The sequence below is a fragment of the Chryseobacterium arachidis genome (genome assembly GCF_900129245.1).
In the GTDB taxonomy this organism is placed as follows: Bacteria; Bacteroidota; Bacteroidia; order Flavobacteriales; family Weeksellaceae; genus Chryseobacterium; species Chryseobacterium arachidis.
In genome coordinates this window covers 139285-163680 of record NZ_FQUT01000004.1, presented here as the reverse complement: position 1 = coordinate 163680, position 24396 = coordinate 139285, and the positions used below count along the sequence as shown (strand labels likewise).

Here is a 24396-nt window from a genome sequence, read left to right as displayed (position 1 = left end):
CGTAGTTTCAGAGAAAATATAAAAATTAAATCAAAACCGTGATGAATTCGGTTAAAACATATACACTTTTTACGGATCATGATATTTATCTTTTTAAAGAAGGTAAACATTATAAGCTGTATGATAAATTTGGTGCACATTCCGCTGAAAAAGACGGAGTAAAAGGTGTTTATTTTTCAGTTTGGGCTCCCAACGCCAAAAAAGTTTCGGTTATTGGCAATTTTAACAATTGGAATCATAAAGATCATATTTTGTTTCCCCGATGGGATGAATCCGGGATCTGGGAAGGTTTTATTGCAGGACTCACCTGGGGAACCTTGTACAAATATGCTGTGGAAACTCCCGGTGGAGAAATTCTGGAAAAAAGTGACCCTTATGCTTTAAGCTGGGAGCAGAATATTCAGGCGGCCTCGCTGGTTTCTACAACCTGGTATGAATGGAATGATAAAGAATGGTTTCAGAATCGTTGGAAAAAAAACAGCTTAAACGTTCCGATTTCTGTTTACGAACTGCATTTGGGTTCGTGGCTGAGAGAAGATGATGATCCTGAAAAATTTCTCAATTATCGTGATATCGCTAAAAATCTTATTCCTTACATAAAAGAAATGGGTTTTACTCATGTAGAGTTTATGCCTGTGATGGAATATCCTTATGATCCGAGCTGGGGATACCAGATTACCGGATTTTATGCTGCGACTTCACGTTTTGGCTCACCGCAGGATTTAATGTTTTTGATTGATGAACTTCATCAAAACGAGATTGGCGTGATTTTAGATTGGGTTCCTTCGCATTTTCCGGGTGATGCAAACGGTTTACACAGATTTGACGGTTCTTATTTATACGAACATGAAGATCCTAGAAAAGGTTTTCACCCGGATTGGAAGTCGCACATTTTCAATTACGGAAGAAATGAGGTGAAATCATTTTTGATTTCCAACGCGATGTTTTGGCTGGAACGTTATCATGCCGACGGATTGCGGGTGGATGCGGTAACTTCCATGCTTCATCTCGATTATTCGCGAAATGAAGGAGAATGGGAACCCAATATTTACGGAAACAATGTAAATCTCGAAGCGAAGGCTTTTTTGCAGGATTTTAATACAGCGGTTTATAAAGAATTCGGAGATAATATCATCACAATTGCGGAAGAAAGCTCAGATTTTCCGATGCTCACGAAGCCTGTTCATGACGGTGGTGTCGGTTTCGGAATGAAATGGATGATGGGCTGGATGCACGATACTTTGGATTATTTTAAGGTAGATCCGTTTAATAGGAAATTTCATCATCATAAATTGACTTTTGCGTCAATGTATATGTATAATGAAAATTACATGATGCCTTTGTCACACGACGAAGTGGTACACGGAAAAGCAAGCTTAATTTATAAAATGCCCGGTGATGAATGGCAGAAATTTGCAAATCTTCGCGCATTATATGTTTATATGTTTACGCATCCGGGAGCAAAATTACTGTTCATGGGGGACGAATTCGGGCAAACAAGTGAGTGGAATTTTAAAAAAGGCCTGGACTGGCATTTGCTGGAATATCCTGTTCATAAAGGTTTGCAGAATTTGGTGAAAGATTTGAACCATATTTACAGATATGAAACGGCTTTTTACGAAAATCAATTCAATAAAGAAGGGTTTGAATGGGTAGAAGCGGATGATCTGGAAAATTCGGTTTTTGTATATTTAAGAAAGGGAAAAAAGAAAGATGACGTTTTCATGGTTGTTTTAAATTTAACACCGAGAGTCATTGATTATAAAATCGGTGTAAGTGCCGGAAGTCATTGGGAGATTGTTTTTAATTCTGATGATGAAAGATATGCCGGCAGTGGCGTGAAACCTGAAATTTTTGACGAACAGTATGGAGATTACATGAGGCATCAGAAATCGATCAGCATAAAATTGCCACCGCTTGCCGGAATTATCTTAAAGAAGAAAGATAAAAAATATAAGCAAAATAGAATCAAACAACACAAAAGATAAAAAGGGAAAATGGTAGTTTATCATCTAAGTACGGAGTGTTATCCGGTTGCAAAAGTAGGAGGTCTGGCAGATGTGGTGGGTGCTTTGCCCAAATATCAGAACAAAATAAAAGACATTGATGCGAAGGTGGTTATGCCCTGGTACAATAAATCTTTTGTTTACGATCATGAGTTTGACATGGTTTTTGATGGCTTCATTCATCAGGGACCGAATATGCTTCAGGTACAGGTTTTGAAGGAGAAATCAAACGCTTTGGGCTTTGAGTTATACATGGTAAAAATTCCCGGGCTTTTGGATCGTGATAATCCTTACGGCTATGAAGACGAAAGTTTTCAGTTTCTGGCCTTTCAGCATGGGGCTTTGCATTGGCTGAGCGCAATGGAAATTCGTCCTGATATTCTGCATTGCCACGATTACCATACAGGATTGGTTCCTTTTATGATAGAATATTGTCCGGAATTTAAGTTCTTAAAAGGTGTAAAAACCATAGGAACGATCCACAACGGCGAATATCAGGGGATGATGAGTTGGGATATGGCGAACTATATGCCGTCTTTCGATCAATACAAGTGGGGCTTAATGGATTGGAACGGATATATAAATCCGTTGGCAAGTATGATTAAATGCGCAACGGCTTTCACAACGGTTTCTCAAGGGTATCTTGAAGAACTTTTTGTAAGTTTCAGAGGGCTTGAAAGTCTGGTTCGGGATGAGTTTGGAAAAGCATATGGAATTATCAACGGAATTGATACGGAGGTTTGGAACCCTGAAACAGATCCGATGTTGGATTTTAATTTTAATATTAAAAATGCCATTGCTCAGAAGAAGAAGAATAAAGAAAAACTTTGTAAAGAATATGGCTTAAAGCCGGAACTTCCTTTGTTTGCCTTTATCGGAAGATTTGCAACAGAAAAAGGGGCAGATTTTCTTCCGGACGTAGTTTGGAGAAGTATTAAACAGAGTTACGGAGCTTTAAATATCATGATTTTAGGTTCAGGGAATTCTTATATTGAAAATAAACTGAAAGAATACGATTATATCTACACCAATTTTGCATTGGATTTAGGGTATAAAGAATATCTTTCCCATAAAATTTACGCTTCGGCGGATTTTTTGCTGATGCCTTCCAGAGTGGAGCCTTGTGGTCTGAATCAGATGTACTCGATGCGTTATGGAACAGTTCCGATTGTTCGATATACGGGAGGATTAAGAGATACGGTGGAAGATATATCGACAGGCGGAGCAGGAATTAATTTTACATTTCCGGGAGTTGATGATATTATCCATGCAATAAACAGGGCACTATTGGTTTATAATCAAAAAGAAGAAATGGAAAATCTGATTCACGCGAACATGAATTTTGATTTTGCATGGGAAAAATCAGCGGAAAAATATATAGCTTTATATAAGAATTAAAATGCTGAAAAAACTGTCTTTGTTGTTCATAGTCATATTAACTTTTTCGTGCGAAACGAAAGAGGAAACAATGATTCATGAAGATGGTTATTATAGAATTCTTGGCTTTGGATTTTCAAATATGGAAAGAGAAAAACTACAAGCTGGAATTATAGATAAATGGAAAATTAAACATGTCGATGTTGCAGGATGTGTGGTAACAGAAAAACTGATGGACAGTATAAAAACAGAAAATCAGAAAACATTTGCGGCATTAGAGAAAAGATACGGAAAAGATTGGCGTACAAAATATGAGAATGATCTCAGCCATTTTGCGATGAATCAGGTCGAGGTAATGGATGTTTTAATCACCAATAAATTATTCAGAAACGAGCTGAAGAAAAATGATATAGAGATTGATGATGTAGATAAAAATGTAAAGGAATTGGATGAAGGTTTGTATAAAGTTGTAGTTTATAATCAAAAATTAAAAGCTGAAAATAAAGAATGTTTTTCAGTACAGGTAAACACTAAAGAGAGAACAGTAAACTTAATAAAATAAAACGCAAGATAAACTTATGAATCGCAATGTAATTTCCATTGTTTTAGGAGGGGGTAGAGGAACAAGATTGTTCCCGCTAACGTATACAAGATCGAAGCCGGCAGTGCCTATCGCTGGAAAATACAGGTTGGTAGATATTCCTATTTCAAATTGTTTAAACTCAGGACTGAACAAAATCCTGGTTCTAACACAGTTTAATTCAGCTTCTTTAAATTCTCATATTAAAAACTCTTACCATTTCGATATTTTCAGCAAAGGTTTTGTTGATATTTTGGCTGCAGAACAAAATGTTGAAAACGAAAGCTGGTATCAGGGAACGGCAGATGCCGTTCGTCAGTCGATGAAACATCTGGAAAAGTATGATTATGACTATATTTTAATTCTTTCCGGAGATCAATTGTACCAGATGGATTTCAGGGAAATGCTGGATTTTCATATTGAAAAAGGGGGTGATGTGACGATTGCAACTATTCCTGTAAATGCAAAAGATGCTACCGGTTTCGGAATTTTAAGTTCTGATGATGAAGGAAACATTACTTCTTTCGTAGAAAAACCAAATTATGATCTTTTGGATGGCTTAAAATCTGAAGTTTCCGAAGAAAATAAGCATGCAGGAAAAGAATATTTAGCATCGATGGGAATTTACATCTTTACGAAAAGTATTCTTAAAAAAATGTTTGATGAAGGAGCTGGTGACGATTTCGGAAAAGATATCATTCCAAACTCTATCGGAAAATATACAACATTGAGTTATCAGTACGAAGGATATTGGACAGATATCGGAACGATAGAGTCTTTCTACGAAGCGAATCTGGATCTTTGTCAGGATTTTCCTCAGTTTAATCTGTTTTCATCTTCACCAATTTATACCAGAGCAAGAATGCTTCCGCCATCCAAAATTAACGGATCTTATGTGAGTAAAGCAGTTTTAGGGGACGGATGTATCATTATGGCAGATAAGATCGAAAATTCGGTAATCGGGAACAGAACGCGTGTTGATAAAGGCAGTACGATCGTTAATTCTTATGTGATGGGAGCAGATTTCTATCAGGATACCACAGAAATTGTTATGAATGACAGAAATGGCCAGCCTAATATGGGAATCGGAAAGTACTGCTACATCGAAAAAGCAATTTTAGATAAGAACTGTTATATCGGAGACAATGTAAGGATTATCGGTGGAAAACATCTTCAGGACGGAGATTACGGGACACATTCGGTTCAGGACGGGATTATTGTTGTTAAAAAAGGAGCCGTTTTAAAGGCGGGAACTCATATCGGCTAAAAAGTAGAAGTATGAAGCTGGAAGAGGAAAGTTTAAGGAGTTTGATTTTAATTAAAATTTTAAAAAAAATTAAATGGAAAAGTACCAAACTTCCATCACGTATTCCTTCATCCTGAAACTAAAAATAATTAAAACAGAGTGATCAATATATTGGTCACTTTTGTTATTTTCTATACATTTGTGCGATGCGTTTTTTTAAGATCATAGCGGTATTTATTGTGTTGTTGATTGGAGCTTACGCGGCTTCGATGTACTATTTTGTGGATGAAAGTAAGGATTTTAAGATTGAAAAGGAGGTTGATTATCCTTTGGAAAAAGTCTTTTCACAATTTAATAACCTACAGCATTTTACACGATGGAATAATTTCTTTACAAGCTCCCAATCCATTGATATTGATTATTATACGCCTTATGAAGGGCAGGGGAGTTCTATCAGTTATGTAGATCCTAAAAATGATACGGGTGGGGAAATGTTCATCCGTTACGAAAATCCCAACAAAACTTTGAGATATCAGCTTTTTGAAGACAAAAATGAAAGTCCGACAATGGTTGATGTTAAATTTAAAGCCGTTTCTGCGGAAAGAACAAAAATTACATGGATCGTTCACACCCCAAAATTATCTGTTTTAAGAAGGGTTGAAAATTTTTGGACTGAAGACCGGTTTGCCGAAAACATTAATAAAAGCATGGTAAACCTTAGCAATGTTTTAGGCAATAAAGTGGAAAAAGACAATCAGATGGCGGCTATAAAATACGACAGCCTAATGGTTGAAAAGGATGAGGAAAAATTATTATTGGGGATTAACGTAAGTACCTCCAACAAGAAAGATGCACTCTACAAGAATATTGTGATGAATTATAACAAAATTTATAATTATACAACAATGGATCTGGGCAAGAAAGACGACGAATTCGGCTTTCCGACTTTGATTACAGATGCCGATAATTACAAAGATAAAGAAGTGTCTTATTATCTGGGGATTCCTTTGTCTAAAAAGTTTGGGGTTACCGATAATAATTTCAGCTTCAGAACGCAGGCTCCTACCCAAAATTACATTATGTATTACAAAGGAAGTTATGAAGGAAGGGTGAAGGCTATACAACAATTAATCCAGAAAGCAAAGAAAGATGAGATGAGATTTAATGACATTCGTCAGACTTTCATAGAGCGCCCTATGGAGGATCAACCGGTGAATATGAAGCTCTCATTATCAGTATTTAAGTAAATTCAATAAATTTATTTCTTTTATAGTTTTTTTAATAGTTTAAAGGCTGTTTTAACTCGGTTTTTTTTATTAAATTTGAAGATTAATTCTACAAACAAATTTTAATAACAGATACACTGTAATAATGGACAGATTTTCATTCCTAAACGCAGCTCATTCTCAGTTAATTGAGGATTTATACCAACAGTATTTAAAATTCCCGGACTCTTTAGAACCATCATGGAAAGCTTTCTTTCAAGGCTTCGATTTTGCGTTGGAGAACTACGGTGATGACGATAACATCCAATATATTCAGGCTCCGGCTGTTGCTGCTCCGGTAGTACAGCAGGCAACTCAGGCGGCTTCAAACGGTGAAGTTCCTGAACATATCAAGAAAGAATTTAAGGTAGTAAACCTTATCGAGGCTTACAGAACGAGAGGGCATTTGTTCACAAAAACAAACCCGATCAGAGAAAGAAGACATTATACTCCGACTTTGGATATCGAAAACTTCGGTCTTGATAAGTCAGATTTAAATACAAAATTCAATTGCGCTGTTGAAACAGGGATGAAAGGTCCTGCAACTTTACAGGAACTGATCACGCATTTAGAAAACATTTACTGTGATTCTATCGGTGTAGAATACATGCACATCAACAACGTTGAAGAAAAAGATTTTATCAAGCAGTGGCTTCAGGTGAATGAAAACCACCCAAATCTTTCAGCGAATGAAAAAACTGAAATTTTATTAAAATTAAATCAGGCGGTAGCGTTTGAAAACTATCTTCACACAAAATTTGTTGGTCAGAAAAGATTCTCTTTGGAAGGTGGTGAAACGTTGATTCCTGCATTGGATCAGTTGATTTCAAGATCTTCTCAGTTAGGCGTAGATGAAGTTGTGTTGGGAATGGCTCACAGAGGAAGATTAAATGTTCTGACTAATATTTTCGGGAAATCTTACAAGCAGATTTTCTCAGAATTTGAAGGAAAGGAATTCGAAGAGGATGTATTCTCCGGTGACGTTAAATATCACTTAGGTTCATCTAAAAAAATCAAAACGGCTTCAGGAGAGGAGGTTGCGATTAATCTAACTCCGAACCCGTCTCACCTTGAAACGGTTGCTGCTCTTGTAGAAGGAATTTGCCGCGCTAAAGTGGATGATAAGTATAAAGATTATTCTAAAGTTTTACCAATCATTATTCATGGTGACGGGGCGATTGCCGGACAAGGTATCGCTTACGAAGTGGCTCAGATGATGACTCTAGAAGGTTACAGAACAGGAGGTACAGTTCATATCGTGGTAAATAACCAGGTTTCATTTACAACTAACTATATGGATGCGAGATCTTCTACATACTGTACAGATGTTGCAAAAGTTACAGAATCTCCTGTAATGCACGTAAATGCGGATGATGCAGAAGCGGTTGTTCACGCGATCCATTTTGCAGCTGATTTCAGAGCTAAGTTTGGTAAAGATGTTTACATCGATTTATTAGGATATAGAAAATATGGTCATAACGAAGGGGATGAACCAAGATTTACTCAGCCTAATTTATATAAAACAATTTCTAAGCACCCAAATCCAAGAGAGATCTATAAAGATCAGTTGTTGAAAGACAGCGTTGTATCAAATGATCTTATTGCTAAAATGGAAGCTGATTTCAAAGCTCTTTTAGATAAAGATTTTGATGCTTCAAAAGAAATTGAAAAGAACGTAATGGATGTTTTCATGGCAGATGACTGGACGAATTATCCTATTGGAAAAAGAGGAGCGGTTCAGGAAACTGTTGATACAAAATATGACTTAGAGAAGTTGAAAGAATTGGCCATTAAAATGTCTACACTTCCGGCTGATAAAAAGTTCTTAAATAAAATCACAAGACTTTTCGAAAACAGAATTAAAGCGATCGAGGGCAATAATTTAGATTGGGCTCTTGGAGAGTGGTTGGCGTACGCAACGCTTCTTGTTGAAGGCCACAACGTAAGAATTTCAGGAGAAGATGTGGAAAGAGGTACTTTCTCTCACAGACACGCAGTGGTAAAAACTGAAGATACTGAAGAAGAATATATCCCATTAAGACATGTTTCTGAAAGCAGATTTGATGTCTTCAATTCTCACCTTTCTGAGTACGGAGTTCTTGGTTTCGATTATGGTTATGCGATGGCATCTCCTAATACTTTAACGATCTGGGAAGCTCAGTTCGGAGATTTCGTGAACGGTGCTCAGATTATCGTTGACCAATATTTAGCGGCTGCAGAAGAAAAATGGAAAATTCAGGATGGTTTGGTTATGTTGTTGCCTCACGGTTCGGAAGGACAGGGAGCAGAACACTCTTCCGCAAGACTGGAAAGATTCTTAACACTTTGTGCTAACGAAAATATGGTGGTTGCAAATATTACTTCTCCTGCCAACTATTTCCACTTGCTAAGAAGACAGTTGAAATGGTCATTCAGAAAGCCGTTAATTGTAATGAGTCCAAAATCATTATTAAGACATCCGAGAGTGGTTTCTCCGCTTGAAGATTTCTCTAACAAAGGATTCCAGCCAATCTTAGACGATCCTACTGCAGATCCTGCAAAAGTTGAAAAATTAGTACTTTGTTCAGGTAAATTGTACTTCGAATTATTGGCTAAAAAAGAAGAATTGAATGCTGAAAATATTGCATTGGTAAGATTCGAGCAATTATACCCTCTTCAAACTGATGCCATCGACACGATCTTCGAAAAATATTCAAACAGAAAAGAAATTGTTTGGGCTCAGGAAGAACCGGAAAACATGGGTGCTTGGTCTTATATCTTAAGAAACTTCAGAGATACAGGAATTCAGGTGGTAGCTCCTGTCCCAAGCGGTGCTCCGGCTCCGGGAAGTCACAAAATGTTTGAAAAAAATCAAAATGCAGTAATCAACAGAGTGTTTGACAGAAACGATGCTCCGGTAAAAAGACCTGTAACAGCTTAATTAAAAATAGAAATTAGAAACGAGAGGTTAGAAATTAGCATTTTAAAAGTCTTTTATCTTTCATCTATTTTCTTAAAGTCTAAAAAAGAAATAATAATCATTTAAAAAATAAAAAATACGATATGTCAGTTTTAGAAATGAAAGTTCCTTCACCGGGCGAGTCAATTACAGAAGTTGAAATTGCAACTTGGCTTGTGAAAGATGGTGATTATGTAGAAAAAGATCAACCCATCGCTGAAGTAGATTCAGATAAAGCGACTCTTGAATTGCCTGCTGAACAAAGTGGTGTTATCACTTTGAAAGCTGAAGAAGGTGACGTGGTACAGGTAGGACAAGTGGTTTGTTTAATCGATATGGATGCTGCAAAACCTGCGGGTAGTGCTGCTCCAGCTGCGGAAGTTCCAAAACAAGAGGAGGCTCCGAAAGCGGCTGAACCGGCTAAACAGGAAGCTCCAAAACCTGCTGCTCAGCCAGTAGCAGCTGCTGCAACTCAAACTTATGCAACAGGTGCTCCGTCTCCTGCAGCGAAGAAGATTCTTGACGAAAAAGGTATCGATGCTTCTCAGGTTTCAGGTTCTGGGAGAGACGGAAGAATCTCTAAGTCTGATGCTGAATTGGCGGCTGTTCCTGCATTTGGAGGAAATCCGGTTACGGCTACAGGTTCAAGATCTACTACAACAACTAAACTTTCAGTTCTTAGAAGAAAAATTGCTCAGAGATTAGTTTCTGTAAAGAACGAAACAGCGATGTTAACTACTTTCAACGAGGTTGACATGTCTGAGATCTTTAGACTAAGAAAACAATATAAAGAAGAATTCGCTCAAAGACATGGAGTAGGACTTGGTTTCATGTCTTTCTTCACAAAAGCGGTTACTAGAGCATTACAGATGTATCCGGATGTAAATGCATCGATCGACGGAGACTTCAAAGTAAACTACGATTTCTGCGATATTTCAATTGCGGTTTCAGGTCCTAAAGGATTAATGGTTCCTGTATTGAGAAATGCTGAAAACATGTCTTTTGCAAGCGTTGAAGCTAACATTAAAGATTTAGCTATTAAAGTAAGAGACGGAAAAATTACAGTTGACGAAATGACGGGCGGTACTTTCACCATTACAAACGGTGGTACTTTCGGATCTATGATGTCTACGCCGATCATTAATCCTCCTCAATCTGCAATCTTGGGTATGCACAACATTATCCAGAGACCGGTTGCGGTGGACGGACAGGTTGTTATTCGTCCAATGATGTATGTTGCAATGTCTTACGATCACAGAATTATCGACGGAAAAGAATCTGTAGGATTCCTTGTTGCGGTAAAAGAAGGTATCGACAATCCGGTAGAGATCTTATTGGGAGGAGACGAAAGAAAAGGTCTTGGATTATAATATTTTAAGAAAATTATAATATAAATTTTAAATCTCGCCTCAAAAAGGCGAGATTTTTGTATCCTGTATAATAAATACTAAGATGATGTTCTCAAAAATGACCTCAAATATCAAAGTTTCAGTAATACCTGAATATGATAGTAAAAACAGTTATCCTTCTGAAAACAGACACGTTTTCAAATACAACATTACCATCGAAAATGACGGAAGTTTTCCTATAAAAATCCTTAAAAGAAAATGGTTAATTTTCGACGTTGGTTTTGGATATACAGAAATTATCGGTGATGGAGTAATCGGATTAACGCCGGAAATTGCAACGGGTGAAAATTTCGCTTATTTCTCCAATGTAATGCTTCGTTCCGGAGTAGGAAATATGAGCGGAAAATACCTGGTTAAAAACATGGAGACACAGGAAAATTTTGAAATAGATATTCCTAAGTTTAACTTGTTATCTGAAGTATTGAGCAATTAATTTAAAAAGAGCTAAAAGATTATTTTAAATTAAAAATATTCTTAAATATCTACGCAATCTAAAAAAAAATCAGCGGGAGAATATAAGTGAATACAAAAGCTCAATCAAAAATCCGTTGGGAAAAACCACAAATCACAATTTTTTTATCTTCAGTTTCATATACTCGGAAACTTCTTCATTGCTTGTGAGAAACAATTTTTCAAAGGCTAAGAGAGATATTTTGGCACAAACCTCTGCATCAGCACCTGCTCTGTGATGGTTAAATTTGATCTGATGATATTCAGCCAAATGTTTTAATCCATATTTAGGCAAATAGTTCCATGATTTTTTAGCTAATTGAATGCTGCATAAATAGTTCAATTTTGGCGTAAACATTCCGTAATGATTGAGACAGCCTCGCAAAACTCCAGCATCAAAACCTGCATTGTGAGCAATCATCAATGTCCCGTACATCATTTCTTCCACTTCATACCAGATTTCATCGAAAGTAGGAGCGTCTTTCACGTCATCAGGAAAAATTCCATGAACATTCACATTAAACGGACTGAAATAAGGAAAACTCGGCGGTTTTATCAGCCATGTTTTTGTATCAACAATTTTAGAATCCTGCACAATGCAAACACCCAGTTCGCACGCAGAATTTCTCTCGTGTGTCGCTGTTTCGAAATCTATTGCACAAAAATCCATTGACTGTGTTTAATGTTTTTAGTTCAAAGTTTACATTACATCTATAAAGCTATTTCTTTTTTCCTAAAAAATGCCTGAAAATAAGCCATCTGGTTTGGTAATACTCTGATTTTTGATACTTTTGACGGCGCTTGATAGTTTCAGGAAGCTGTGCATAAAATCCAAAATGTCCTCTTGCAACAGCCCAAAGATGTGAGATCCCGTTTTTATATGCAAAATAAAATGAAGCTATGCCATCTAAACATAATCTGAAAAATATCAATCCAATCAGCTTAGGAAAAGGTAAATTTTTCAGCATCATTGAAAGATTATTTCTGATATTTAAATAAGTTTTCTGAGCGCTTTGTTTATTTAAAGTTCCACCACCAACATGATAAACTTTTGATTTTCCAGTATAAAATATCTTTTTTCCAGAATTGATTAATCTCCAGCAAAGATCGATTTCTTCCTGATGGGCAAAAAACCTTTCATCAAAACCCTGCTGTTCCCAAAAATCTTTTGAACGGATAAAAAAACAGCATCCTGAAGCCCAGAAAATTTCTGTTTCATCATCGTATTGACCTTTATCCTCTTCCAGATCGTCGAAAACTCTTCCTCTGCAATAAGGATAACCCAGATTGTCGATTAATCCACCTCCGGCTCCGGCAAATTCAAAATAATTTTTATTGTTGAATGATAAAATTTTAGGCTGAATGGCTGAAATCGATGAATCTTTTTCAAATAAATTTAAAACAGATCCAATCCAGTTTTCGGTAACTTCCACATCAGAATTCAGAAGGCAATAAAATTCGTTTTTAATTTCTTTTAAACCTTCGTTATAACCTCCTGCAAAACCGTAATTTTTATCGTTTCTAATGATATTTACGGTTGGAAACTGAGTTTGAAGAAATTCTATAGAATTGTCAGTGGAAAGATTATCAATTACATAAATATCCGCTTCCTGAGAAAACTGAACGACACTGGGAAGAAATTTTTCCAGCCAGCTTTTTCCATTCCAGTTTAAGATCGCAACTGCTAACTTTTTCGACATGAGAATCTATATTTTTTCTGAATCAAAACTTTTAATCGAATCCTGATATTTCCATTTTCTGTGTGACCAAAGGTAGTTATCAGGATATTTGTGTAAGGTATTTTCCAGTAACTTATGGAATTTTTTCACCACTTCATGTTCTGTAAATTTTTCTCCGTCAGGGTAGATTCTGTGGTAATTTACCTGGTAATAACCACGTTTTACCTTCTTCATTTCACAGTAAACAAAGGCAAGATCCATTCTGGTAGCTAATTTGTCATATCCGATAAAAACAGGTGTTCTCTGATTCAGAAATTCCAGTCCGTAAGTGATTTTGGAAGAGTGTGGTGTCTGGTCTGCCACAAACATGTATGCAGAACTGCCGTCATTTTTAGACCTGAAAATATTTAAAATAACTTCTTTGGCTTCCAGAGCTTCGTTTCCGAAATTGTTTCGTACGCGTTTCATCTGATTTTCCCAAAACTCACTGTTTACCTTTCTGTACACAGGATGACAATGGTCCTGAGGGATAACTTTTGCTAAAACGTTAATCCACTCCCAATTGAAAACATGCCCTGCCAGCATAATCACATTTTTACCTTCAGCTTTAGCCTGATGAAAAACCTCTTGGTTAATATGCTGCATCCTTACTCTTGATTCTGTTTCAGAAATACTGAAAGATTTTACAGTTTCAACCAGATAATCGGAAAAGTTGCGGTAAAACTTTTTTTTGATTTTATTGATCTCTTCATCTGATTTTTCAGGAAAAGAGTTTTTTAAATTTTGCGTAATAACGTTTTTTCTATATCCTACGATATAATAATTCAGAAAGAAAATTATATCTGAAAAAATGTATAAAATTTTCAGCGGAAGTTTAGAAATTAGATATAATATTTTGATAAGGAAATTCATAAAACAGGCAAATTTACGGATAATAAAATTATGGTTCTATTTTTGCTTGCAAATAGTATTATTTTTTTATTTTTATATTATGAAAAAATTATTATTAACAGCTTTTCTGGGATTAGGCTTTTTAGGCTTTTCCCAGGACTTGAAAGATAAACCTAATGCAAGAGAAACGGATAAGGCTTTGTTGGTGAAAACTGATCATGCAGAGCTTGATGCAAAGAAAAAAGCAGCGGAGGAAAAAGTAAAGTTACCGAAACCATACAATCCACAAGCTGATGCAGAAAAAGATATTCAGGCTTTGATTGTAAAGGCAAAAAAAGAAAAGAAAAATATCATGATTCAGGCGGGTGGGAACTGGTGCATCTGGTGTTTAAGATTTAATCAGTTTGTACAGACGACTCCTGAACTGAAAAAACTGGTAGATGAAAATTACGAATATTATCACCTGAATTATTCCCCAGAAAATAAAAACGAAAAGATTTTCGCAAAGTATGGAGATCCGGGTACAAAGTTCGGCTATCCTGTTTTCATTATTCTGGATCAGAATGGTAAAATGATTCATGTTCAGCAAAGTGATGTTCTGGAAGAAGGAAAAGGATACAATCTTGGAAAAGTAAAAGAGTTCTTCAATGTTTGGAGTCCAAAATCATAAAAATTAAAACCGGGAAAATTTCTCGGTTTTTTATTTATAGAAATCTTTTGATCCAGCTTAGTTTTTTCTCAGAATATGGTGGATATTTAATGTTCGGCTCGCCCCATGTTGCTCTTTCAAGAATAGCTTTTTGGTTTGAAAAGGTTTCAAAACCAAATTTACCGTGATAATTACCAATTCCTGAGTTTCCAACACCACCAAACGGAAGATTTTCGTTCCCTAAATGCATCATCACATCATTGATACATCCTCCACCAAAAGAAAGTTTTTGCAAGAAATTCTCCTTTTCTTCTGAATTGTCCGTAAATAAATAAGCGGCCAAAGGTTTTTCCAATTCTAAAATTTCATTTAAAATAACATTAAGATTGGTAAAAGAAATAACAGGTAATATTGGTCCGAAAATTTCTTCCTGCATAACTTCATCATTCCAATGGATATTCGTTAAAATCGTAGGTTCGATGAATAATTTTTCTCTGTTGAAATTTCCCCCGAAGTAAATTTTGTCTTTATCAATCAGTGTAATAAGCCTTTCAAAATTCTTTTGATTGATGATTTTTGTATAATGTTCCGAACCCGATTCATATTTAAATTCCTGAATATATTTTCTAAGCATTTCTAAAAACTGCTCCTGAACAGATTCTTCAATCAATAAATAATCGGGAGCAACACAGGTTTGTCCGGCATTCAAAAACTTTCCCCAGATAATTCTTTTGGCAGCTACTTCAAGATTCGCTTCTTTTGTAATTATAGCGGGAGATTTCCCACCTAACTCCAGGGTAACAGGCGTCAGATTTTTTGCGGCGGCTTCGTAAACTATTTTCCCGACTTTTGTACTTCCGGTGAAAAATATTTTGTCAAATTTGAGTTTTAACAATTCTGTAGTTTCCTCAATACCGCCTTCATAAGCGTATACATATTCGGGTGGAAAATTTTCATTGATGATTTTTGCCATGACTTTCATTGTATTTTCTGCAATTTCACTCGGTTTTAAAATACAACAGTTTCCGGCAGCCAATGCGGCAACAATAGGAGAAAGGGATAACTGATAAGGATAATTCCAGGCTCCGATGACCAAAACATTACCCAAAGGTTCAGAATAAATCCTGCTTTTCCCGAATTGATTCACCAGGTTAGTTCTGACTCTCTTGGGTTTTGAAAGTGATTTTAAATTTTTCAGATAATATTCAATATCATTTAAAACAAAGGAGATTTCAGTGGTGAAGGTATCAAATTTAGACTTTCCAAAATCTTGGTAAATGGCTTCATACAAAAGATGTTCGTTCTCTAAAATCACATCCCGAAGTTTTTCAAGATACATTTTTCTGAACCTGATATTCTTCGTTTGTTGTGTTTTGAAAAAATCTTTCTGTTTATATACAATTTCCTGAATTTCCATAAAGCGAATTTCAGGAATTATTGCAAATTTTTTGCCTAAAAAGCTACATAATATTTCTCACCGCAATTTTTACGGGATGATACAGTAAAATAACCAATGCCGTAATTAAAGCCAACCAGAATAACCCTGTAAAGATTTCCATATTGGATAGCAAAATAGCCTGTGCATTGATTTTGGCTTTGAAAGCTCCTGCCGTCATTGATATTGATTCATTGATCGGAAATTTAGAAATATGAGCTCCAAAAATCTGATTCCATTGTGAATAGAAAACAGGATTGGTATCGATAAAGTTTGAACTTAATGTATCTGAGTGTTTCAACGTTAAAAATAACATTAAATTCTGCATTAAAGCATATCCGATAGCGGTTGTCCAGAACCTGGTTGCTGTTCCGACTGCAGATGCGTTGGCAACATATTTTTCGGGCATTCCGGAAATTAAAAAGAAAACCAACGGCGTGAAAAGCAATCCTTGTCCGACACCTTGTAAAAATAATGGCGGACAAATCGTTTGAAGTGTTGTGTCAGGGTAAAAAGTGTAGGTAAACCAAGCACAGTCAATCGCCAAGATCAGAAATCCTGTAAAGAAAATTAATTTTGAAGATGCTCCCTTTGTGATGCATAAAGCTGATAAAAAAACGCCCAAAAGACTTCCGGCAACATTCCAGTACTGAATTTCTACGATATAATCCCAAGGCCATTTCCAGACGGTTGCCATAATGCTGTACACATTGTTTATGGAAGCTCTCAGGATATAAAAAATGAAGAAAAGAATCACTCCGGCAATCAAATTTTTTGAACCAAATACTTCAAAATGAAAAAAAGGACGCGGCTGATTTCTCTGTTTTAACATAAACAATCCTCCAAATAGTAAGAAAATCAGAAAACATAAAATGATAATATCCGATTCAAACCACATTAATCGTTTTCCGTAAATTAAAGCATAACCGCCTGCCTGAAGACATACCCAAAGCAAAAACCAGCTTGTAATATCCAGTTGATACAATGGTTTTTTAGGGAAAAATCTGTTTTTATTAAAGATCGCAAAAGCAATAATTAAAACAAAAACATGGAAATAAACCATCATAAGGATCATGTGTTTAAAATCGTAATCTTCAATGCTGGATTTCATTAGAGAGGTCGTCAAAGTTCCACCTGTGAGGATAATGGTGTACATAAAAGTGTAGGCGATTTCTTTGGCGTGTTTCGTTTTGAGCTCAGCGACAATCAGCGGCAGGAAAATGGCACCTTCCATCACTCCAAAGATTCCTTCCAGAAAGCGGATAACTAAAATAACATGGTAGTCACTCGTAATTGAAAGCCCGTAAAGGATAAGAATGGAAACGGAAGACATCAGCAAGGTGTAATATTTTACGCTGAAATACGCCATAAACCGCTGTATAACTAAAAGGGTAACCACAAATGTCCCGTACATCAAAATCATTAAGTATTGGATGCCGTCTGAATCGACGTCCATAAAAGAAGATGTGAAGGCGCTATTGGAATGCAAAAGCGACAACAACATCAGGTGGGGAAACAGCGCCAGAATAAGAAGCGGCAGTTTCAGCCATTGTGGTACCCATTGATGATAAACTGTATTGTGTTGCATGATTTTCTTTAAAAGGCGAATCAGTAATGATTGCCAAATGTGTTTTATATTAAATCTGTTTAATTTTTTTAGAAGCTTTTTCCCGCTTTCCACTCTATCTTTTGTGTTACGGCTTCCGCTTTGCTCCAGCCGCAACACAAGAGGATGCCGTTGCAATCGGGGCTAGGGTTGCAGCCGTTCCTTTGAATATTTTATAATTACACAGAGCTTCTCATTCCGTAGAAATTCAGGCTCTAATCTTTCCAATAGAATTCTAATACTATGCTTAGATTCTGCGGAATGACAGACTTGCTGGAAATAAACTTTAGAAAATTTAAACAAAGTTGTTATTAATGAAAAATGCGAAAAGACAAAAGAACAACATGTAAAAGTAAAGGTAAGATGGTAAATTGCATTCTGCCTTTTCGCTTAAAAAATAATTTAATTGGTTAATTTAAAATTTGAGAAGAGGATTTTAAAATTTTGATCTATACACTAAACATTTCCATACAAAACTCTAAAATTCTCAAACCCTCTCACTCTCAAACTCTATATTTTCTTCGCGCTCACCAGAACATTCATTCCGGAAAGTAATTTTTCGTTGTTTTGATTTTGATCCAGAATAATCTTCACCGGAAATCTTTGTTCGATTTTTACGAAATTTCCTGTTGCATTATCCGGTTTTACTAAAGAGAATTGTGAGCCTGAAGCCGGAGAAACGGAAACTATTTTTCCTTTAAATTCTACATCTGGATAAGCATCTGCCGTGATAATGACTTCTTTATTCTGATCGATCTGTCCCAATTGCGTTTCTTTGTAATTGGCAATGATCCATTTTTCTTTGCTCACGATCTGAACCAAGGCCTGACCTTCTTTGATCAATTGTCCTTCCTGAATCGTTTTCTTACCAACCCAACCATCGTAAGGTGCAGTCACTACCGTATAAGAAAGGAAGAGTTTTGCATTATTCAGACTTGCCGAACTTTGTTGAATCTGACTTTTTACAGGGGCAACTTTTGTTTCCTGTTCGTTTACGCTTGCTCTCACTGCATTTTTTTGCTGTTCTAAAGCTAAAAGATTCGCTTTTGCCTGTTCGTAAGAAGCTTTTACATTTTCAAACTGTTGTTCAGTGGCAGCATCTTCTGAAACTAAATTTTTATATCTTTTAAAATCCTGTTCATTTCTCCAGATGTCAATTTTTGCTGAAGCAATTTTAGCATCAATGATTTTTGTATCGCTTGCTTTTGTATTCACACCGCTTTCAATAGTGCTTATATTTTCTGAATTGGCATGAAGATTTGCTTCGGCCATTTTTACCTGATTCACAAATTCGCGGTTGTCTATTACAATTAATGTATCGCCTTTGTGTACAAATTGGTTTTCATTAAACTTAATTGTTTTGATGAATCCCGAAACCTTGCTTGAAACAGGTGTGATATATTGTTCGATCTGCGCATCGTTGGTCGTCACATTTTTTCTCGAAAAAAGATAAAAGCTCACCATACCTGTAATCCCACTAATAATAAGGATCCACGCCAATAGAGTAATCGTTTTGTTGATTCTTTTTTCTTTTCGTGTTAATTGCTTTTGTGCCATAGTTTTTATAAGTTTCCAATCGTATATTGGAGTTGATAATATTTAAGTTGTCTGTTAATTTTTACGGAAATAAGATTGGACTGAGCTTCCAGATAAGCATTGTCAGCATCGATCAGTTCGGTGATTAAGCTTAATTTGTTGGCGTATTTCGTTCTTACAATTCGATAATTTTCTTTAGCCTGATTAATCGCTTCCTCTGAGATTTTTACCTTTTGGTCGGTCTCTTCAAACTTTTTGTAGGCTTCATAAACATTGTGTCTTATATTTTCCTCATTTTCTTCGATCTGCAGTTTGGCAAGGTTGATATTTTCCTTCGATTCCTGCATTTTGTATTTGTTTTTATACAGACTTTCGATAGGATAGGTAAGATTGACGCCAATCATTCCCAGGCGATAAGCATAAGGCTCGGGAGGGAAGAACATCATATTCGGATATTTTAAAAAATATTCTCCGCCTGCTGTAATTTTCGGTAAATAATTCGCTTTTGTAATTTTTTGATCTAATTCTTTAAGCGAAAGATTTTTATTGGCCATTGCAACAGATTCGTTTTTATGCAAGGCCGTTTCCGTTAATTCGTCTACATAAGGTATTTCTGCATTTTCAGAGATGAGATCTTCTGTATCCACATGCATTTCCTTATTTTCGGGAAGGGAAAGAATGGTTTTCAGTTTATGTTCGGCAATCTGAATATCGTTATCAAGTTCCGTCCAGCTCATTTTATGATTGGAAAGCTGCAAAGAAGTTCTCAACACTTCATTTACCGTAACAACGCCGTTTGCTTTTAAAGCTTTTACCTGTTTGATGTTCACGGAATCTTCTTTCATTTTATCATTAATCAGACTTTGCTGTTCTTTTAAATGATGGATTTGAAGAAAAGCGGTAATAATTTCCATTTTCAGCTGTCTTTCATCCAAATGGGTCTTTAATGAAGAAATCTCAGTATCAATGGCAGCTTTTTTCTCCGTGTTTTTTATTTTTCCACCCATGTAAACGGGAATTGATGCGGAAAGAGTAAAGTCATACATTCCATTGATGATGTCATATTTTGTTGCTTTTCCGAATACGCCATTTTCGTGCTGAAAAAGATTGGTCACCTGATTGTAGCTCGTATGAAATTCGATGTCCGGAAGTTTTTCCATTTTAAGATCTTTCTCTTTCGTTTCAGACATTTCATTTTTCAAATGACTTATCTGAATATTTTTGTTGTTTTTTAAGCCGATCTCAACCGCCTGTTGCAAGCTGAGATGCTTAAAATCTATCACTTGTGATTGAAAATTAAAGCTTATCAATAATAAGCACAACGCAATACACTGATATTTGCATGCGTTAAATATCATATTCATAATTTAATTAAAGGTTTTTTGCTAAAATGATTTTGATACTGCAAATTTACGATGAGTAACTTCGGACAGTATTTGTGAAAACAGAAAAAGATTTGTCCATTTACGCCAAATTGAAATTTTATTTTTACCTTTATTCTATGAATGATCGTCATTTTGGAGCCGTTGAAGAAGAAGATGCAGCTTTTTACGTGTATCACGTTCTTACGGGAGATGTAAAAACAGAGATCCATCATCACAGTTCTGCGCAATTGGTGTATGCAGAAGGAGGCATTGTGCATATTTTTACGGATCTGAAACATTGGTATTTACCGGCAAGGTGTTTTATGTGGATTCCTGCGGGAACTCCTCATTATATTTTTTCTACCAGTCCGAAAGTAGATTTGTACAATTTTTATTTTAAAAAAGAAGAAAATGAAAGTGGCTTTTTTGATGAAATTAATATTTATTCTGTCAGTCACCTGCTTCGGGAGATGATTTTATATACAAAAGACTGGGATGGGAAAATCACAAAAAATGATGAAACAAAATATTATTTCCTTAAAGCTTTAAAAGGAATTTTACCTGAAAAGAGGGATAAAAAGCTAGCTTTTCCTGTTCAACATCCTTTTCCGAAAGATGAAACTTTACTGAAAGTGGCCAAATATATTCACGCCAATCTCGAAAAGCCTTTAACCATCGAATCCACTGCAAAAGAATTCGGAATGAGCACCAGAACCTTATCGAGAAAATTTAAAGAAATTTTGGGTATGAATTACGTCCGTTTTCTGCGTGCATTGAGAATTACGCGATCATTAGAATTAATGTTGGAAGGAAAGTATAATATGTACGAAATTTCTATGATGGTAGGGTATAACAGTCTCTCATCTTTCAGCAATATCTTTAAAAAAGTGATTGGAATTCCACCGACGGAGTATCTGCAGAGGTTGAAGGGGGATGTTTAGGTGGGAGAGTATCTTTTGTGTTGGAGTGTGGAAGGGTTTTAGAGTTTTTGAAATTAGTCTATTAAAAATTGCTTCTTCCCTTTAGAATTAGGTTTGCAGACCTTTAGTCTGTTCGCAATGGCATTAAAAAAACCACTTCAATCGAAGTGGTTTTATATGTTGAGAAAATCTCGTCTTGTTAATAAGATTAAGCTTCTTCAGAAGGAGCTTCTTCTTTCTTAGCAGGAGCTGCTTTTGGAGCTTCAACAGGAGCATCAGATACGATATCGAATTCGTAGTTGTACTCAACGTTTCTGTGAAGTCTAACAAGAGCAGTGAATTTTCCTGTTCTTTTGATTGTGTTTCCAGGGATTTTGATGTATTTTTTATCTACAGATACACCCGCTTTTCCTAGAGCTTCAGCTAAATCAGCATTGTTGATAGAACCGAATAATTTGTCACCAGCACCAACTTTTGCAGGGATAGTGATAGAAGTTTTCTTCAATTGATCAACTACAGCAGTTGCAGCAGCGATTAATTTAGCTTCTTCTTCTTTTCTAGCTTCCAAAGTAGCTTCAAGAGCTGCGATGTTTTTAGGAGTAGCTAAAAGTGCAAATCCTTGAGGAATCAAGAAGTTTCTTGCATAACCAGGCTTTACGCTTACTGTGTCGAATTCAAGACCTAAATTTTCTACGTCTTTTTTAAGAATAATGTTCATTGTTGTTGTCCTTTTTTAGATGTTAGAAATTAGATGTTAGAAGTTAGAAATAAGACTTTGTCTGTTATCTGAAATCTATTATCTGAAATCTAAATCAAGTTAGAATTAATTATGTATTCAGCAACAAAAAGCCAAAAGCTAAAAGCTAATGGCTAATTGCAATTTTTTATTTCAATAAGTCAGCTACGTAAGGCATCAAAGCTAAGTGTCTAGCTCTTTTGATAGCAGCAGAAACTTTTCTTTGGTATTTCAAAGAAGTTCCAGTGTATCTTCTTGGTAAAATTTTACCTTGCTCGTTTACGAACTGTAAAAGGAAGTCAGCATCTTTGTAATCAACGTGCTTAATTCCGAATTTTTTGAATCTACAATATTTCTTTTCAGATTTTGTATTGATATCAAGTGGAGTAAGGAATTTTACTTCAGATTCTCCTCCAGCTGAGGCTTGTTTAGCCATATCATCTATTGCCATGTCTTGTCTTTTTTTAAAAATTGGGTTAATAATTAAGCTTTAGCTGCTTTTACTTTAGTTCTTCTAGTGATAGCATACTCTACAGCGTGCTTATCTAGTTTTGTAGTAAGGTAACGGATTACTCTCTCGTCACGCTTGAATGCTAATTCTAAATCAGCAACTACAGAACCTTCACCTTTAAATTCGATTAAAGTGTAGAATCCATTCTTTTTCAATTGGATTGGGTAAGCTAATTTTTTTAATCCCCAGTTTTCTTTAGCAACGATTTCGCAGTTCTTTTCTTTGATAAGATCTACATACTTGTTCACTGCTTCCTCCACCTGAGCCTCAGATAGAACGGGAGTTAAAATGAAAACAGTTTCGTAATTGTTCATAATGTTAAATGAATTTGTTAATTATTTCGAGGTGCAAAAGTAGGAATATTATTTCTATTATGCAATAAATCTGGAAAATTATTAAAATAAAAAAGACCTGCAAAGCAGGCCTCATAAAATTGTTGTAAGCTAATTATTATTTTTTAATCACTTTCGTGGATTGTAAGCCACTTTCTGTTTGTGCTGTTACAATATAGGTACCGGCAGGTAATTTCGATAAATCGATATTGAATTTATTCTGATTAACCTCCGAGCTGATGACATTTCTGCCTGATAAATCCACAACATATACAGATTTTACTTTTGTTTTAGAATCAAAATTTAAAATATCACTTGTTGGGTTGGGATATACTTTGAATGAAGCATCCTTCTTATCAGTTTCATTAACAGCCAAAGGTGATAAGGCAACAGTTACATTATAATCTTCGGCCTGCCCGTAATCGGAACCTGCACAAGGATCAATTAGATCCGGGTTGTCATCAAGAGTTCCATAGATCTTTTTGACACGCATTCTTGTAGAGCCCGTAAGCGCAGTTGCAGGAACCGCAATAGAATGTACTGCCTGTATGGCATCTTCCCCTGTTGATGCAGTAATGGTTTGTGTTACAGGATAAACTTCCCCCGGATCGTTCAGGATTCCGTTTTGATTCCAGTCGATAAATACAGCAAAACTGTTTTCGTAATTTCCTCCGGTATTTCCTTTTAAAGTAATATCATAAGATTGTCCCGGCGTTACATTTGCAGATTGAGACAGGAAGAATTCATGGCTGTTTCCAACATTTAAATCAGAGTCTGAAGTATTATTAATGCCTGCAAAATTTACCAGGGTAATGGGTTCGTCGCCATCAGCTCCAAAGAAGCTGTCTACAAATGCTAAAGGACCGCAGTAATTGAGCTGAACGGTAGTGGATGCCTCAACCGAAAAGTCATCAATGTAAAACGCCGCACCGTCCGAACCTACATACTGAAATGCAATTTTTACATTCGGATTGTTTTTGTAGGAATTAAGGTCTATCATCACAGAATTCATTACATAATTAGAAAATGTTCCTAGATTGGTTTCAGACCAGATCTGAGTCCACGTAGCACCGTTGTCGGTAGAGATCTTTGCAAAGACATCGTAATTGTCATTGGGATCTACAGCCCAATAGTAGCTTAAACCTGCTTTAAACTTGAGATAGTAGTAATTAGCATTCCCCAAAGCAAAAGAGGGCGAAATCAGCCATTCGTTTTGTTGTCCGAGACTCTCGTCATAATCAACGGAGGCAACACTGCCCGATGTATTAGTATAGATGCCCCATGTTTCATTGGCGTTTAATTGTTGTACAGTCCATGTGGAAGGTATTGCTGTACCGTTGAAATCCTCACTGATGATCACCTGTCCGAAGCCAAAGAATGGCAAAGCGATGAGTACTGTTTGAAGTAATTTTTTTCGCATAATTATTAATTTTGGATAAACCAAAGATAATAAAAATACGTAACTA

General features: G+C 35.9%; 21 protein-coding genes. 10 read left to right on the top strand and 11 right to left on the bottom strand.

Features of this window, described 5'->3' with window-relative positions:
* Positions 1-41: 41 nt before the first annotated feature.
* From glgB to apaG, 8 genes are all read left to right on the top strand, one after another.
* Positions 42-1988: a 1,4-alpha-glucan branching protein GlgB gene (glgB, locus tag BUA89_RS09340; RefSeq protein ID WP_072956228.1), complete on the top strand. Its 1947-nt coding sequence runs from the start codon at positions 42-44 to the stop codon at positions 1986-1988.
* 9 nt (positions 1989-1997) lie between these two features.
* The gene (locus BUA89_RS09335) at positions 1998-3404 is read left to right on the top strand and encodes a glycogen synthase (RefSeq protein WP_072956225.1); all 1407 of its coding nucleotides are present in this window, start codon (positions 1998-2000) and stop codon (positions 3402-3404) included.
* Position 3405: 1 nt separating this feature from the next.
* Positions 3406-3945, top strand: a complete 540-nt coding sequence (locus tag BUA89_RS09330) for an FEKKY domain-containing protein (RefSeq protein WP_072956222.1) — start codon at positions 3406-3408, stop codon at positions 3943-3945.
* Positions 3946-3961: 16 nt separating this feature from the next.
* Entirely contained in the window at positions 3962-5230 is a 1269-nt protein-coding gene (locus BUA89_RS09325; RefSeq protein ID WP_072956219.1) for a glucose-1-phosphate adenylyltransferase, read from the top strand.
* A gap of 185 nt (positions 5231-5415) precedes the next feature.
* Positions 5416-6456 carry an SRPBCC domain-containing protein gene (locus BUA89_RS09320; protein WP_072956216.1) on the top strand — a complete coding sequence of 347 codons (1041 nt, stop codon included), beginning with the start codon at positions 5416-5418 and terminating at the stop codon, positions 6454-6456.
* A gap of 124 nt (positions 6457-6580) precedes the next feature.
* Complete coding sequence (locus BUA89_RS09315) at positions 6581-9394, top strand: 2-oxoglutarate dehydrogenase E1 component (RefSeq protein WP_072956213.1); 2814 nt, start codon at positions 6581-6583, stop codon at positions 9392-9394.
* A 122-nt stretch (positions 9395-9516) separates the two neighbouring features.
* The gene (odhB, locus tag BUA89_RS09310; RefSeq protein ID WP_072956210.1) at positions 9517-10782 is read left to right on the top strand and encodes a 2-oxoglutarate dehydrogenase complex dihydrolipoyllysine-residue succinyltransferase; all 1266 of its coding nucleotides are present in this window, start codon (positions 9517-9519) and stop codon (positions 10780-10782) included.
* A 97-nt stretch (positions 10783-10879) separates the two neighbouring features.
* Complete coding sequence (apaG, locus tag BUA89_RS09305; protein ID WP_228420545.1) at positions 10880-11254, top strand: Co2+/Mg2+ efflux protein ApaG; 375 nt, start codon at positions 10880-10882, stop codon at positions 11252-11254.
* 132 nt (positions 11255-11386) lie between these two features.
* On the opposite strand, the gene BUA89_RS09300 is transcribed toward apaG, so the two are convergent.
* The 3 genes from BUA89_RS09300 to BUA89_RS09290 are packed head-to-tail and all read right to left on the bottom strand — an operon-like array spanning position 11387 to position 13862.
* Positions 11387-11941, bottom strand: a complete 555-nt coding sequence (locus BUA89_RS09300; protein WP_072956204.1) for a 3'-5' exonuclease — start codon at positions 11939-11941, stop codon at positions 11387-11389.
* A 49-nt stretch (positions 11942-11990) separates the two neighbouring features.
* Positions 11991-12971, bottom strand: a complete 981-nt coding sequence (locus BUA89_RS09295; protein WP_072956201.1) for a glycosyltransferase family 2 protein — start codon at positions 12969-12971, stop codon at positions 11991-11993.
* Positions 12972-12977: 6 nt separating this feature from the next.
* Complete coding sequence (locus tag BUA89_RS09290) at positions 12978-13862, bottom strand: lysophospholipid acyltransferase family protein (protein ID WP_072956197.1); 885 nt, start codon at positions 13860-13862, stop codon at positions 12978-12980.
* A 79-nt stretch (positions 13863-13941) separates the two neighbouring features.
* Between BUA89_RS09290 and BUA89_RS09285 the strand changes: the two genes are divergently transcribed.
* Positions 13942-14511 (top strand): thioredoxin family protein, encoded by a 570-nt coding sequence (locus BUA89_RS09285; RefSeq protein WP_072956194.1) that lies wholly within the window; start codon positions 13942-13944, stop codon positions 14509-14511.
* A gap of 34 nt (positions 14512-14545) precedes the next feature.
* Here BUA89_RS09285 and BUA89_RS09280 read toward each other — a convergent pair whose 3' ends face one another.
* From BUA89_RS09280 to BUA89_RS09265, 4 genes are all read right to left on the bottom strand, one after another.
* A complete protein-coding gene (locus BUA89_RS09280; RefSeq protein WP_262487543.1) occupies positions 14546-15961 on the bottom strand; it encodes an aldehyde dehydrogenase in 1416 nt (471 codons plus the stop codon).
* Positions 15951-17513, bottom strand: coding sequence for an MFS transporter (locus BUA89_RS09275; RefSeq protein ID WP_143152303.1), 1563 nt, complete (start codon positions 17511-17513; stop codon positions 15951-15953). The genes BUA89_RS09280 and BUA89_RS09275 overlap by 11 nt, the downstream gene beginning before the upstream one ends.
* Positions 17514-18041: 528 nt before the next feature.
* A complete protein-coding gene (locus BUA89_RS09270) occupies positions 18042-19088 on the bottom strand; it encodes an HlyD family secretion protein (protein ID WP_072956183.1) in 1047 nt (348 codons plus the stop codon).
* Positions 19089-19093: 5 nt separating this feature from the next.
* Positions 19094-20425 (bottom strand): TolC family protein, encoded by a 1332-nt coding sequence (locus tag BUA89_RS09265; RefSeq protein ID WP_394363795.1) that lies wholly within the window; start codon positions 20423-20425, stop codon positions 19094-19096.
* Between the two features lie 143 nt (positions 20426-20568).
* Here BUA89_RS09265 and BUA89_RS09260 point away from each other — a divergent pair, with 143 nt between their 5' ends.
* Positions 20569-21372 carry a helix-turn-helix domain-containing protein gene (locus tag BUA89_RS09260; RefSeq protein ID WP_072957096.1) on the top strand — a complete coding sequence of 268 codons (804 nt, stop codon included), beginning with the start codon at positions 20569-20571 and terminating at the stop codon, positions 21370-21372.
* A 187-nt stretch (positions 21373-21559) separates the two neighbouring features.
* Here BUA89_RS09260 and rplI read toward each other — a convergent pair whose 3' ends face one another.
* From rplI to BUA89_RS09240, 4 genes are all read right to left on the bottom strand, one after another.
* Complete coding sequence (gene rplI, locus BUA89_RS09255) at positions 21560-22069, bottom strand: 50S ribosomal protein L9 (protein WP_072956178.1); 510 nt, start codon at positions 22067-22069, stop codon at positions 21560-21562.
* Positions 22070-22235: 166 nt separating this feature from the next.
* Entirely contained in the window at positions 22236-22538 is a 303-nt protein-coding gene (gene rpsR, locus BUA89_RS09250; RefSeq protein WP_027382072.1) for a 30S ribosomal protein S18, read from the bottom strand.
* A 32-nt stretch (positions 22539-22570) separates the two neighbouring features.
* On the bottom strand, positions 22571-22912 hold the full coding sequence (gene rpsF, locus BUA89_RS09245; RefSeq protein WP_072956175.1) for a 30S ribosomal protein S6: 342 nt from the start codon (positions 22910-22912) through the stop codon (positions 22571-22573).
* A gap of 136 nt (positions 22913-23048) precedes the next feature.
* Positions 23049-24350 (bottom strand): GEVED domain-containing protein, encoded by a 1302-nt coding sequence (locus tag BUA89_RS09240; RefSeq protein ID WP_072956172.1) that lies wholly within the window; start codon positions 24348-24350, stop codon positions 23049-23051.
* Positions 24351-24396: the final 46 nt, after the last annotated feature.